General features: G+C 68.8%; 11 protein-coding genes. 7 read left to right on the forward strand and 4 right to left on the reverse strand.

Translation table 11 applies throughout. From position 1 onward, the window contains the following. Window positions 1-18 precede the first annotated feature (18 nt). Window positions 19-732, forward strand: a complete 714-nt coding sequence (locus R2B38_RS30895) for a glycoside hydrolase family 12 protein (RefSeq protein WP_318019144.1) — start codon at window positions 19-21, stop codon at window positions 730-732. A 16-nt stretch (window positions 733-748) separates the two neighbouring features. Here R2B38_RS30895 and R2B38_RS30900 read toward each other — a convergent pair whose 3' ends face one another. The 3 genes from R2B38_RS30900 to R2B38_RS30910 all read right to left on the reverse strand — a co-directional run bounded on the left by R2B38_RS30900 (window position 749) and on the right by R2B38_RS30910 (window position 4,353). Continuing rightward, window positions 749-1,123, reverse strand: a complete 375-nt coding sequence (locus R2B38_RS30900) for a hypothetical protein (RefSeq protein WP_318019145.1) — start codon at window positions 1,121-1,123, stop codon at window positions 749-751. A 103-nt stretch (window positions 1,124-1,226) separates the two neighbouring features. Beyond that, entirely contained in the window at window positions 1,227-3,275 is a 2,049-nt protein-coding gene (locus tag R2B38_RS30905; RefSeq protein ID WP_318019146.1) for a TIM-barrel domain-containing protein, read from the reverse strand. A 64-nt stretch (window positions 3,276-3,339) separates the two neighbouring features. Next, complete coding sequence (locus R2B38_RS30910) at window positions 3,340-4,353, reverse strand: LacI family DNA-binding transcriptional regulator (RefSeq protein WP_318019147.1); 1,014 nt, start codon at window positions 4,351-4,353, stop codon at window positions 3,340-3,342. 254 nt (window positions 4,354-4,607) lie between these two features. On the opposite strand from R2B38_RS30910, the gene R2B38_RS30915 reads away from it, so the two are divergent. Further along, complete coding sequence (locus tag R2B38_RS30915) at window positions 4,608-5,417, forward strand: GH12 family glycosyl hydrolase domain-containing protein (protein ID WP_318019148.1); 810 nt, start codon at window positions 4,608-4,610, stop codon at window positions 5,415-5,417. 111 nt (window positions 5,418-5,528) lie between these two features. Next, on the forward strand, window positions 5,529-7,460 hold the full coding sequence (locus R2B38_RS30920) for an acyl-CoA dehydrogenase family protein (RefSeq protein ID WP_318019149.1): 1,932 nt from the start codon (window positions 5,529-5,531) through the stop codon (window positions 7,458-7,460). A gap of 7 nt (window positions 7,461-7,467) precedes the next feature. On the opposite strand, the gene R2B38_RS30925 is transcribed toward R2B38_RS30920, so the two are convergent. Next, window positions 7,468-7,917, reverse strand: coding sequence for a lamin tail domain-containing protein (locus tag R2B38_RS30925; RefSeq protein ID WP_318019150.1), 450 nt, complete (start codon window positions 7,915-7,917; stop codon window positions 7,468-7,470). A gap of 188 nt (window positions 7,918-8,105) precedes the next feature. Here R2B38_RS30925 and dxr point away from each other — a divergent pair, with 188 nt between their 5' ends. From dxr to R2B38_RS30945, 4 genes are all read left to right on the forward strand, one after another. After that, on the forward strand, window positions 8,106-9,374 hold the full coding sequence (gene dxr / locus R2B38_RS30930; protein WP_318019151.1) for a 1-deoxy-D-xylulose-5-phosphate reductoisomerase: 1,269 nt from the start codon (window positions 8,106-8,108) through the stop codon (window positions 9,372-9,374). Window positions 9,375-9,382: 8 nt separating this feature from the next. Next, complete coding sequence (locus R2B38_RS30935; protein WP_318021842.1) at window positions 9,383-10,675, forward strand: site-2 protease family protein; 1,293 nt, start codon at window positions 9,383-9,385, stop codon at window positions 10,673-10,675. A gap of 168 nt (window positions 10,676-10,843) precedes the next feature. After that, window positions 10,844-12,001, forward strand: coding sequence for a flavodoxin-dependent (E)-4-hydroxy-3-methylbut-2-enyl-diphosphate synthase (gene ispG, locus R2B38_RS30940; protein ID WP_318019152.1), 1,158 nt, complete (start codon window positions 10,844-10,846; stop codon window positions 11,999-12,001). Window positions 12,002-12,278: 277 nt separating this feature from the next. Beyond that, entirely contained in the window at window positions 12,279-13,127 is an 849-nt protein-coding gene (locus tag R2B38_RS30945) for a GNAT family N-acetyltransferase (protein WP_318019153.1), read from the forward strand. The last annotated feature ends 67 nt before the right edge of the window (window positions 13,128-13,194 follow it).

The following is a 13,194-nucleotide window of genomic DNA, read 5'->3' on the forward strand; positions in this document are numbered from 1 at the left end:
ACCCATGGAAGGGACACCATGGCAACACGCAAGCAGGGCCGCGTACTTACGGCCGTTCTCGCCCCCGCACTCGCGCTCGGAGCCACCGTCGCGCTCGCGTCGGCCCCCGCCTCCGCCGCCGTCTGGAGCTCCTGCGACCAGTGGGGCACCACGACTCTGAACGGCTACACGCTCTACAACGACATCTGGGGCTCCGGCGCCGGCAGCCAGTGCATCTGGGCCAACTCCGGTACCAACTGGGGCGTCAACGCCAACCACCCCAACACCGGTGGTATCAAGGCCTATCCGAACGCCAAGAAGGTGATCAACAAGTCGATCACCTCGCTCGGTTCGCTGTCCAGCAGCTACAACGTCTCGGTCCCGTCGTCCGGCGCGTACAACACGTCGTACGACATCTGGGACACCAACTACGACTACGAGATCATGCTCTGGATGAACAAGACCGGAGCCGTCGGCCCGCTCGGCACCTCGCAGGGCACCCTCACGCTGGGCGGTCACACCTGGACCGTCTACAAGGGCAACAACGGCGCCAACGACGTGTTCTCGTTCGTGCGCACCTCGAACTCCAGCTCCGGCACGGTCAACGTCCTGTCGATCCTCAAGTGGATCAAGGACACCAAGGGCTGGTTCGGCAACGTGACCATCGGGGACCTGCAGTTCGGGTTCGAGATCACGTCCTCGTCCGGCGGGCTCGACTTCACCACCAACAGCGAGAGCGTCACCAGTAGTTGACCCGCATGTAGGTCAGTCAGCCGCCCGGTCCTCGTACTCCGCGAGGGCCGGGCGGTGCCACGACGAGGGCAGAGACCCAGCAGCCGAGCGCGGTCAGCACGAGGCCGAACACCGCAGGATTCACGTACCCGGGAACGGTGTCGGCGACGTAACTCCCGCCGTCCGACGTCTCGCAGACGAACCGGAGCGGAACGAAGTCCACCGAGTAGTCGGTGACGCTCTGGGCCTTCTTGTCGTACTGCCAGCCGGTCGTACGGCAGGGCCGCAGCGGCGACGAGTCGGTGCCGCCGTCCTCCGCCTCCAGCAGCGCGCCGAGGACGTGCAGCAGACCCCAGAGATACAGGGCGAACGCGGCGAGGCCCGCAACGATGGCGAGCTTGCGTAACACCATCGAAGGAGTCCAGCAGAACAAGATCGGTACGGCTGTGACGGAGGCCACAGTTCCGCGCAACGGAAGCGTCACGGGCGCCCGCCCCCACCGGGCGCCCCGACCCCTACTCCGTCACCGGCAACGCCGCCCCGTCCCGCAGGAACAGCGGAATCCGGTCCAGCGGCGCGTCGACCGTGACCGCCGTACCGCCCTCGTACGTCTCGCCCGTCCACGCGTCCGTCCACCACGCGCCCGCCGGGAGGTACGCCGTACGGACCGTGGCGCCCGCCGTCAGCACCGGCGCGACCAGCAGGTCCGGGCCGAAGAGATACGCGTCGTCGACCGACCAGGTCGCCGGGTCCCCGGGGAATTCGAGGAACAGCGGCCGCATCACCGGCAGCCCCTCCGTGTGCGCGGCGCGCATCACGTCGAGGACGTACGGCTTCAGTCGCTCGCGCAGCCGCAGGTACTTCTCCAGGATCGGCAGGGCCCGATCGCCGTACGACCAGACCTCGTTGGGGCCGCCGGTCATGTCGGGGCCGAGCGGCATGCCCGGGTCGCGGAAGCCGTGCAGCCGCATCAGCGGGGACAGCGCGCCGAACTGGAACCAGCGGACCATGACTTCCTGGTACGCCGGGTCGTCCGGGTCGCCGCCGTGGAAGCCGCCGATGTCCGTGTTCCACCAAGGGATGCCGGACAGCGCGGTGTTGAGGCCCGCGGCGATCTGGCGGCGCAGTGTCGGGAAGTCGGTGCCGATGTCACCCGACCAGAGCGCGGCGCCGTGGCGCTGACTGCCCGCCCACGCCGAGCGGTTGAGGGTGATGACCTCGTCGTCGCCGGCGCCTTCGGCGCGCAACCCCTCCGCGAACGTACGGGAGTTCTCGGCCGGGTAGAGGTTGCCGACCTCCAGTCCCGGGCCCGCCCAGTACCGCAGGTTCTCCTGGAAGCCCGGCTTCAGCTCGGGCTCGCAGGCGTCCAGCCAGAAGGCCGTAATGCCGTACGGCACAAGGTAGTTGTCGCGGATCTTCGACCACAGGAAGTCTCGGGCCTCGGGGTTCGTCGCGTCGTAGAACGCCACCTGGACCGTCGACGCGACCCCCTTGTCCGGCCAGTCGGCGTGGGCCATCGGGCCGTACTGGGTGCCGATGAGGTAGCCGCGCTGTTCCAGGGCGGAGTGGTTCTCGCTCAGGGGTGACACCGACGGCCAGACGCTCACCACCAACTTCACGCCCAGCTCGTCGAGTTCGCGGACCATGGCCGCCGGGTCGGGCCACTCGGCCGGGTCGAACTTCCAGTCGCCGAGGTGCGTCCAGTGGAAGAAGTCGCAGACGATCGCGGAGAGGGGGAGTTCGCGGCGCTTGTACTCCCGTGCCACGGCGAGGAGTTCGGCCTGGGTGCGGTAGCGCAGCTTGCACTGCCAGAAGCCCGCCGCCCACTTGGGGAGCATCGGCGTACGGCCCGTCACCGCGCTGTAGCGGCGCTGGCCGTCGGCCGGGTCGCCCGCGGTGATCCAGTAGTCGATCTGCCGGGCCGAATCCGCCACCCAGCGCGTGCCGTTGCCGGCCAGCTCCACGCGGCCGATCGCCGGGTTGTTCCACAGCAGGGTGTAGCCCCGGCTGGAGACGAGCACCGGGATGCCGACCTCGGCGTTGCGCTGCACCAGGTCGAGGACCAGCCCCTTCTGGTCCAACTTCCCGTGCTGGTGCTGTCCGAGGCCGTACAGCTTCTCGTCCTCGTACGCGGCGAAGCGCTGCTCCAGGCGGTGATGGCCGTTGCCGACCGCCGTGTAGAGGCGCGAGCCGGGCCACCAGAAGTGGGCGCGGGCCTCGGCGAGGAGCTCGCTGGAGTCGTCGGTGCACAGGAAGCGGACCAGGCCCTCGGCGTCGACCTCGACGGTCAAGTCGCCGACGGTCAGGGTCCCTTGACCGTCCTCGATCTTGACGCTCGCCTCGGTGGCCGGTGCCTCGTCCAGGAGCGCGCCCGGCAGCCCGTCGAGCAGTGGGCCGCCGAGCCGGGCCCTGACCCGTACCGCGTCCGGCCCCCACGGTTCGATCCGCAGGGTCTCCTGACGGCCGCTCCACTCCAGCGCGCCGTCCCGCTCACGGAACGTTCCGATGGTGGGGGAGGACTGCGCGAGGCTGACCTCGGACTGGATTTCGGCATGCTGATTCACGAGGAGTGCTCCTGGAGGAAAGCAGAACAGGGGGTAACCGCACAAACACGTGGAGCGTGGTTGGTCAAGAAGCCGACGGTGCCGGTCCCGTGCTCGCCCGCATCGTCAACTCCGGTGTGATCAGCACGACTTCGTCGCTGCCGTGGCCGTCCAGCTTGGCCACCAGGTGCTCCACGGCGTAACGGCCCATCTCCTGCGCGGGGATGGCGACGGACGTCAGCCGCACCGAGGCCTGGGTGGCGACCTGGTCGGGGCAGACCGCGACCACCGACACGTCCTCCGGCACGGCCCGGCCCTGCTGGCGCAGCAGGGCGAGCAGCGGCTCGACCGCCGACTCGTTCTGCACGACGAAGCCCGTGGTGCCGGGGCGCTCGTCGAAGATCCGGGCCAGGGTCGTCGTCATCGCGTCGTACCCGCCCTCGCACGGCCGGTGCAGCACGCGCAGGCCCAACTCCCGTGCGCGGGACCGGAGTCCGTCGAGGGTGCGCTCGGCGAAACCGGTGTGCCGCTCGTAGACCGCGGGGGCCTCGCCGATGACAGCGATGTCGTGGTGGCCGAGCTTGGCGAGGTGTTCCACGCACAGCGCGCCGGTCGCCCCGAAGTCGAGGTCGACGCAGGTCAGTCCGGTGGTGTCGGCGGGGAGGCCGATGAGTACCGAGGGTTGGTCGGTGCCGCGCAGCAACGGCAGCCGCTCGTCGTCGAGTTCGACGTCCATCAGGATCATCGCGTCGGCGAGGCCGCTGCCGGTGACCCGGCGCACCGCGTCGGGACCCTCCTCGCCGGTGAGCAGCAGCACGTCGTAGCCGTGCAGGCGGGCGGTGGTCGCCACGGCGATGGCGATCTCCATCATCACCGGCACGTACATGTCGGTGCGCAGCGGCACCATCAGCGCGATGATGTTCGACCTGCTGCTGGCGAGGGCGCGGGCGCCCGCGTTCGGGTGGTAGCCCAGCTCGCGGATGCTCTGCTCGACCCGCTGCCGGGTGGCTCCGGAGATGGACCGCTTGCCGCTGAGGACATAGCTCACCGTGCTCGCCGAGACTCCGGCGTGCTGGGCGACCTCGGCGAGGGTGACCATCCAGCTCTCCAAGCTTTGTGAAGCGCTTCGACAGTGCGCGTTGCTGACAAGGGCGGGTGAGGGTGGTTCGACATTAGCTTCAGGCGGTGTGGGTGTCCATAGGTTGTCGAAGCGCTTCGACACTTTCTCGTCGAGGTCGGTTCAGCGGGATTCTCCATGAAGGGAAGGCAACCTCCGGGCGGGCCGGCGACCACAGAGAGGTCGTAGCGGCCGCTGATGGGCCGTAGACGAACCGTCCCCCGGAAGGACCCCCGATGCAACACCGCAGACCCCGCCTGTCGAAGAAGCGGAAGACACTGGTCGCCACCGCGGTGGCCCTCGCGGCCCTCGCCGGTGTCACCGTCGCCCAGGCGGGTGAGTCGAGCAAGAAGTGCACGGCCGACGACACCGTCACGCTCGGCAAGTACTACGTCAACAACAACCAGTGGGGACGTGACAAGGCCACCGGCAGCCAGTGCGTGTGGGACAACTCCCAGTCGGGGTCCACGATTTCGTGGGGTACGTCCTTCACCTGGGCCAACAGCGGCAAGGGCACCGACGCGGATGTGAAGACGTTCGCGAGCACCGTCCTCGGCTGGCACTGGGGCTGGAAGGTCGACAAGGCGACCACCGGGCTGCCGGTCCGCGTCGGTGACCGTAAGCCGGTGAAGACCAGCTGGGAGTTCGCGCTCAGCGGCAACCCCGGCACCCTCGACGTCGCGTACGACCTGTGGCTGCACTCCAAGAACACCGCCGACTGGGCCGACCAGCCCACCGACGAGATCATGATCTGGCTCAACCGGCAGGGCGGCGCGGGCCCGCTCGGCACCAAGTACGGCAGCGTCAGCCTCGATGGCGCGATGTGGGACATCTACCAGGGGAACATCGGCTGGAACGTCTACTCCTTCATCCGTCGGAGCAACACCACGAAGGCGTCCCTGAACATCGACGACTTCACCCAGGCGCTCGTCCGGCGGAAGCTGCTGAGCAATGACAAGTACCTCTCCGGCATCGAGTCCGGCACCGAGGTCTTCAAGGGCTCGGGGCGGCTTGACACGAAGGCGTACTCCGTCGACATCGGCTGAACGGACGCGCGAAGGGTGGCTGCTTCGCGGTGGATCGGGTACATACGAACGGGTAGCACCCGTCGGTAACCGCCATGGTCCGAGGGCCCGATTCGCGGCGAGGTGAGCCTCATGTCCGCTCCATCCAGCAAACCCACCGTCACCGAGCGGGAAGCCCGGCAGGTGGCGGAGGCGGCCCGGGAACAGGACTGGCGCAAGCCCAGCTTCGCCAAGGAACTGTTCCTCGGCCGCTTCCGGCTCGACCTGATCCACCCGCACCCCCTCCCGCCCGCCGAGGACGCCCGGCGCGGCGAGGAGTTCCTCGCGAAGCTGCGCGTCTTCTGCGAGACGCGGATCGACGCCGCCCGCATCGAGCGCGAGGCGCGCATCCCCGACGAGGTCATCGCCGGCCTCAAGGAGATCGGCGCCCTCGGCATGAAGATCGACACGAAGTACGGCGGCCTCGGCCTCACCCAGGTGTACTACAACAAGGCGCTGGCCCTCGCGGGCTCCGCCTGCCCTGCGGTCGGCGTGCTGCTCTCCGCCCACCAGTCGATCGGCGTACCGCAGCCGCTGAAGCTGTTCGGCACGGACGAGCAGAAGGCGGAGTTCCTGCCGCGCTGCGCCCGCACCGACATCAGCGCCTTCCTGCTCACCGAACCGGACGTCGGCTCCGACCCGGCGCGGCTCGCGACCAGCGCGGTGCGGGACGGGGACGCGTACGTCCTCGACGGGGTGAAGCTCTGGACCACCAACGGCGTGATCGCCGACCTCCTGGTCGTGATGGCCCGGGTGCCGAAGACCGAGGACGGCAAGGGCGGCATCACCGCGTTCGTCGTGGAGACCGACTCGCCCGGCATCACCGTCGAGAACCGCAACGCCTTCATGGGCCTGCGCGGCATCGAGAACGGCGTCACCCGCTTCCACCAGGTCCGGGTCCCGGCCGCGAACCGCATCGGCCCCGAGGGCGCGGGCCTGAAGATCGCCCTCACCACCCTCAACACGGGCCGCCTCTCCCTCCCCGCGTCCTGCGTCGCGGCCGGCAAATGGTGCCTGAAGATCGCCCGCGAGTGGTCGGCGGCGCGTGAGCAGTGGGGCAGGCCGATCGCCGAGCACGAGGCGGTGGGGAAGAAGATCTCCTTCATCGCGGCGACGACCTTCGCCCTGGAGGCCGTACTCGACCTGTCCTCGCAGATGGCCGACGAGGACCGCAACGACATCCGCATCGAGGGCGCGCTGGCCAAGCTGTTCGCGTCCGAGATGGGCTGGCTGATGGCCGACGAACTCGTCCAGATCCGCGGCGGCCGGGGCTTCGAGACGGCCGAGTCGCTGGCGGCCCGCGGCGAGAAGGCGGTCCCCGCCGAGCAGGTCCTGCGCGACCTCCGGATCAACCGCATCTTCGAGGGCTCGACGGAGATCATGCATCTCCTCATCGCCCGCGAGGCCGTCGACGCCCACCTCAAGGTCGCCGGCGACCTCATCGACCCGGACAAGTCCCTTCAGGACAAGGCGAAAGCGGGCGCGAACGCGGGTGTCTTCTACGCCAGGTGGCTCCCGAAGCTGGTCGCGGGCAGCGGCCAACTCCCGGGCACCTACGGCGAGTTCCGCCACGGCATCGACCTCTCCCGGCACTTGCGTTATGTCGAGCGGAACGCCCGCAAGCTGGCCCGCTCGACCTTCTACGCGATGTCCCGCTGGCAGGGCCGTATGGAGACCAAGCAGGGTTTCCTGGGCCGGATCGTCGACATCGGCGCGGAACTCTTCGCGATGAGCGCGGCCTGCGTACGGGCCGAACTCCTGCGCACCCAGGGCGATCACGGCCGCGAGGCCTACCAACTCGCCGACGCCTTCTGCGAACAGTCCCGCATCCGCGTCGAGGAACTCTTCGGCCGCCTGTGGACCAACACCGACACCGTCGACCGCAAGGTGGTCAAGGGCGTCATGGGCGGCGCGTACACATGGCTGGAGGAAGGCATCGTCGACCCGTCGGGCGACGGACCCTGGATCGCCGACACGACCCCGGGCCCGTCCAAGGCGGACAACCTCCACCGACCCGTCAACTAGCCCTCGTTCAGCAGTACTTGTCGCTCGGATCCCGCGTCGTCCACGAACAGGTGTCGACCTTGCTGCCGTTGGATTTCGTCAGCGTCGCCGTGTCGCTGGTGTTGTTCCAGACGTAGGCGGCGCGGCCCTGGTACGTGTTCGACGCGGTGTCCGTGCCCTTGCCGGTGTGCACCTTGATGTACTTGCCGGCGCCGATCTTGATGTTCTTGAAGGTGTAGCGGTGGTTGGAGACGTCCTTGAGGACATAGCCCTTGAGCGAGATCGCCGACCGGCTGGTGTTCTTGATCTGTACCCACTCGCCGTTCAGGCTCGTGTTCGACCGGTTGTCCGAACCCGGGCTGTCGAACCAGACGTGGTAGATCGTGACGCCGCCGGCGGCCTCGGCCGGGGTGCTCAGCAGGGTGCCGGTGAATATCACGGCGCCCGCGAGCGCGGGCAGGGCAGCGCGTTTCCGCATGGAGAATCCCCCCAGGATGTCGTCCACGCGCCGGTCGTCCACCGGCGCAGGACTGAAGTGTTATCACATGACCTTCACGCCGTATTCACAAAGGGGGATTTCCCTTCAATCACCGACGAGAGCCGATAAGCCACCCGCCCGAGGGAACCGCTGTCCACCCGGGCACCCGTTGCGGCAACAATGGAGGGATGAGCGACAGTCCAGCACCCCTCGCCGACCCACATCTCGTCTACGACCCCGTCGTGGGCGACGGTCCCAAGGCCCTGGTGATCCTCGGGTCCACCGGGTCCATCGGCACCCAGGCCATCGACCTGGTGCTGCGCAACCCGGACCGCTTCAAGGTCACCGCACTCTCCGCGAACGGCGGCCGGGTCGGGCTCCTCGCCGAGCAGGCCTACCAGCTCAGGGTGCGGACGGTCGGGGTCGCCCGCGAGGACGTCGTACCGGCACTGCGCGAAGCGCTCGCCGCGCAGTACGGCGCGGGGGAGCCGCTCCCGGAGATCCTCGCCGGTCCCGACGCGGCCACCCAACTCGCCGCCTCCGACTGCCACACCGTGCTGAACGGCATCACCGGGTCCATCGGACTCGCGCCCACCCTCGCCGCCCTGGAGGCGGGCCGCGTCCTCGCGCTCGCCAACAAGGAGTCGCTCATCGTCGGCGGCCCGCTGGTGAAGGCGCTCGCCAAGCCCGGCCAGATCATCCCGGTGGACTCCGAGCACGCGGCGCTCTTCCAGGCCCTCGCGGCCGGTACGCGAGCCGATGTCCGCAAGCTGGTCGTCACCGCGTCCGGCGGCCCCTTCCGCGGCCGTAGCAAAGCCGACCTGGCGCGAGTGACCGTAGAGGAGGCACTCGCGCACCCCACCTGGGCGATGGGCCCGGTGATCACGATCAACTCGGCGACCTTGGTGAACAAGGGGCTGGAGGTGATCGAGGCGCACCTGCTGTACGACATTCCCTTCGATCGCATTGAGGTGGTCGTGCACCCGCAGTCGTATGTCCACTCGATGGTGGAATTCACGGACGGCTCGACACTCGCCCAGGCGACGCCCCCCGACATGCGCGGGCCGATCGCCATCGGGCTCGGCTGGCCCGAGCGGGTCCCGGACGCGGCGCCCGCGTTCGACTGGAGCAAGGCGTCGACGTGGGAGTTCTTCCCGCTCGACACCGACGCGTTCCCGTCGGTCGGCCTGGCCCGGCAGGTGGGACAGCTCGCGGGCACGGCTCCGGCGGTGTTCAATGCGGCGAACGAGGAGTGCGTGGAGGCGTTCCGCGCGGGCGCGCTGCCGTTCAACGGAATCATGGAGACGGTGACACGGGTGGTCGAGGAACACGGGACACCGGCCACGGGAACTTCCCTGACCGTGCCGGACGTCCTCGAAGCGGAGACCTGGGCACGCGCCCGGGCCCGCGAACTGACAGCGCAGACGACCACGGCGAACGCGGAGGCGCGTGCATGACAGCCCTGATGATGATCCTCGGCATAGTCGTCTTCGCGGTCGGCCTGCTGGTCTCGATCGCCTGGCACGAGCTGGGACATCTCTCCACCGCGAAGCTCTTCGGCATCCGGGTGCCCCAGTACATGGTGGGCTTCGGCCCGACCATCTGGTCCAAGCGCAAGGGCGACACCGAGTACGGCTTCAAGGCCATCCCGTTCGGCGGCTACATCCGCATGATCGGCATGTTCCCGCCGGGACCGGACGGCAGGATAGAGTCCCGCTCCACCTCGCCCTGGCGCAGCATGATCGAGGACGCCCGCTCGGCGGCCTTCGAGGAGCTTGAGCCCGGCGACGAGTCCCGCCTGTTCTACACACGCAAGCCCTGGAAACGGGTCATCGTGATGTTCGCGGGCCCCTTCATGAACCTCATCCTCGCCGTCGCGCTCTTCCTCACCGTCCTGATGGGCTTCGGCATCTCGCAGCAGACCAACACGGTCAGCTCGGTCTCCGAGTGCGTCATCGCGCAGAGCCAGAACCGCGACACCTGCAAGGCGAGCGACCCCGCCTCCCCGGCCGCCGCGGCGGGCCTGAAGGCGGGCGACAAGATCGTCAGCTTCAACGGCGTGAAGACGACCGACTGGAACAAGCTCTCCGACCTGATCCGCGCCACCCCCGGCAAGACGGTCCCGATCGTCGTGGAGCGCAAGGGCCAGGCCCTCACCCTGCACGCGAAGATCGCGTCGAACCAGGTCGCCAAGAAGGACTCCAGCGGCCAGATCGTCCAGGGCCAGTACGTCACCGCCGGCTTCCTCGGCTTCAGCGCGGCCACCGGCATCGTCCGCCAGGACTTCGGCGACTCGGTCACCTGGATGGGAGACCGCATGGGCGAGGCCGTCGACTCCATCGCGGCCCTCCCCGGCAAGATCCCGGCCCTGTGGAACGCGGCCTTCGACGGCGCCCCCCGCCAGGCGGACTCCCCGATGGGCGTGGTCGGCGCGGCCCGCGTCGGCGGCGAGATCTTCACCCTGGACATCCCGCCCACCCAGCAACTGGCCATGGCCCTCATGCTGGTGGCCGGCTTCAACCTCTCCCTGTTCCTCTTCAACATGCTCCCGCTGCTCCCGCTCGACGGCGGCCATGTCGCGGGCGCGCTGTGGGAGGCGCTGCGGCGGAACCTGGCGAAGGTGCTCAAGCGCCCGGACCCGGGCCCGTTCGACGTGGCGAAGCTGATGCCGGTGGCTTATGTGGTGGCGGGGATCTTCGTCTGCTTCACGTTGCTGGTCCTCGTGGCGGACGTGGTTAACCCGGTGAAAATCTCCTAGCCATTCGTAGTTCGTGGCGGCCTCACATCCTTGATGTGGGGCCGCCCTCCATTGGGTGGGTTTACGGCCGGGATGTGCTCGGGCCCATGCGGTTGACGTAATCTCGAAGCCTGGAGCCCGCTGTTCCGGGACCGGGGCCTTGATCCACGACTTGGGGTTGCACAGCAGATGACTGCGATTTCTCTCGGCATTCCGTCCGTTCCGACCCGGCTCGCCGAGCGCCGCAAGAGCCGGCAGATCCAGGTCGGCACCGTGGCGGTCGGCGGCGACGCGCCGGTGTCGGTGCAGTCCATGACGACGACCCGTACGTCGGACATCGGCGCCACGCTGCAGCAGATCGCCGAGCTGACGGCGTCCGGCTGCCAGATCGTCCGCGTGGCCTGCCCCACGCAGGACGACGCGGATGCGTTGGCGACCATCGCGCGCAAGTCGCAGATCCCGGTGATCGCGGACATCCACTTCCAGCCGAAGTACGTCTTCGCGGCGATCGAGGCGGGCTGCGCCGCGGTCCGTGTGAACCCTGGCAACATCAAGCAGTTCGACGACAAGGTCAAGGAGATCGCGCGGGCCGCGAAGGACCACGGCACGCCGATCCGCATCGGTGTGAACGCGGGCTCGCTGGACGCTCGCTTGCTGAAGAAGTACGGCAAGGCGACCCCCGAGGCGCTGGCCGAGTCGGCGCTGTGGGAGGCGTCCCTCTTCGAGGAGCACGGCTTCCAGGACATCAAGATCTCGGTCAAGCACAACGACCCGGTCGTGATGGTCGAGGCGTACCGCCAGCTCGCGGCCCAGTGCGACTACCCGCTCCACCTCGGCGTCACCGAGGCGGGCCCCGCCTTCCAGGGCACGATCAAGTCGGCCGTGGCCTTCGGCGCCCTCCTCTCCCAGGGCATCGGCGACACGATCCGCGTCTCGCTGTCGGCGCCCCCGGTGGAGGAGATCAAGGTCGGCCTCCAGATCCTGGAGTCCCTGAACCTCAAGCCCCGCCGCCTGGAGATCGTGTCGTGCCCGTCCTGCGGCCGCGCCCAGGTCGACGTGTACAAGCTGGCCGAGGAGGTCACGGCGGGCCTGGAGGGTATGGAGGTCCCGCTGCGCGTCGCCGTCATGGGCTGTGTCGTGAACGGCCCGGGCGAGGCCCGCGAAGCCGACCTCGGCGTCGCCTCCGGCAACGGCAAGGGCCAGATCTTCGTCAAGGGCGAGGTCATCAAGACCGTGCCCGAGTCGAAGATCGTGGAGACGCTGATCGAGGAGGCGATGAAGATCGCCGAGCAGATGGAGGCGGACGGTATTGCCTCGGGTGAGCCTTCGGTTTCGGTCGCGGGCTGAGGGGTTGGGCTGCAGGGGGCTGGGCTTCCCTTGCCAGGGGACTTAGGCGTCACCGGTTCTTGGGCTTCGCTTTCGGCGCAGGTCGGCACAATCAGCCCGTCCGGCGCTTGAGGACGAGGCCGTCCAGGCCGAAAGCGGGGGTCTGGGGGCGGCAGCCCCCAGAGACGCCCACTCAACCCACCCCCACCAGAGAAGCGAACGGCAACACAACGCGGCACCGCTCAGCTTCCGCAGGTACAGTGCGGAGATCAGCAGACCTTAGGGTGAGGCCCCGCACGTGTTGACCCAGACCACCTCTCGGGTGCTCGAACCGAGCGACCTGGACGCCGCGCTCGCCGTGCTCGACCGCGAGCCGGTCACGAACGCCTTCGTGACCTCGCGGGTGCAGGTCGCGGGCCTCGACCCCTGGCGGCTCGGCGGCGAGATGTGGGGCTGGTACGAGGACGGCATGCTGACGTCCCTCTGCTACGCGGGCGCCAACCTCGTCCCGATCTGCGCGACCCCCAGGGCCGTCCGCGCCTTCGCCGACCGCGCCCGCAGGGCCGGCCGCCGTTGCTCTTCGATCGTCGGCCCGGCCGAGGCGACGGCCCAGCTCTGGCGCCTCCTCGAACCGAGCTGGGGCCCGGCCCGCGAGGTCCGCGCCCGCCAGCCCCTCATGGTCGCCGACCGCATGCCCACCGACATCGCCCCCGACCCGTACGTCCGCCGTATCCGCAAGGACGAGATGGACACGATCATGCCGGCGTGCGTGGCGATGTTCACCGAGGAGGTCGGCGTCTCCCCCCTGGCCGGTGACGGCGGCCTCCTCTACCAGGCCCGCGTGGCCGAACTCGTAGGCTCAGGGCGCTCGTTCGCCCGCCTCGACGAGTACGGCAAGGTCGTCTTCAAGGCGGAGATCGGCGCCGCGACACCCAAGGCCTGCCAGATCCAGGGTGTGTGGGTGGCTCCCGAGTACCGGGGGAGGGGCGTGGCGGCCCCCGCGATGGCGTCCGTACTGCGCTACGCCCTGGCGGACGTGGCCCCGGTGGTCAGCCTGTACGTGAACGACTTCAACACCCCGGCGAGAAGGGCGTACCTGAGGGTCGGCTTCCAAGAGGTCGGCGCCTTCATGAGCGTCCTGTTCTAGAGGCTTTTAGGGGCGCGGGGCTGTATCGATTTGCGGCTCCGCCGCGTGGGCGCGACCAGCCACATAC

The sequence above is a fragment of the Streptomyces sp. N50 genome, assembly GCF_033335955.1.
GTDB lineage: Bacteria > Actinomycetota > Actinomycetes > Streptomycetales > Streptomycetaceae > Streptomyces.

What these genes read in the sequence shown, in the direction of transcription:
- R2B38_RS30910 (WP_318019147.1), bottom strand. Translation starts at nt 4,353, where the DNA reads ATGGTCACCCTCGCCGAGGTCGCCCAGCACGCCGGAGTCTCGGCGAGC.
- dxr (WP_318019151.1), top strand. Translation starts at nt 8,106, where the DNA reads ATGAGCGACAGTCCAGCACCCCTCGCCGACCCACATCTCGTCTACGAC.
- R2B38_RS30900 (WP_318019145.1), bottom strand. Translation starts at nt 1,123, where the DNA reads ATGGTGTTACGCAAGCTCGCCATCGTTGCGGGCCTCGCCGCGTTCGCC.
- R2B38_RS30920 (WP_318019149.1), top strand. Translation starts at nt 5,529, where the DNA reads ATGTCCGCTCCATCCAGCAAACCCACCGTCACCGAGCGGGAAGCCCGG.
- R2B38_RS30895 (WP_318019144.1), top strand. Translation starts at nt 19, where the DNA reads ATGGCAACACGCAAGCAGGGCCGCGTACTTACGGCCGTTCTCGCCCCC.
- R2B38_RS30925 (WP_318019150.1), bottom strand. Translation starts at nt 7,917, where the DNA reads ATGCGGAAACGCGCTGCCCTGCCCGCGCTCGCGGGCGCCGTGATATTC.
- R2B38_RS30935 (WP_318021842.1), top strand. Translation starts at nt 9,383, where the DNA reads ATGATGATCCTCGGCATAGTCGTCTTCGCGGTCGGCCTGCTGGTCTCG.
- R2B38_RS30915 (WP_318019148.1), top strand. Translation starts at nt 4,608, where the DNA reads ATGCAACACCGCAGACCCCGCCTGTCGAAGAAGCGGAAGACACTGGTC.
- ispG (WP_318019152.1), top strand. Translation starts at nt 10,844, where the DNA reads ATGACTGCGATTTCTCTCGGCATTCCGTCCGTTCCGACCCGGCTCGCC.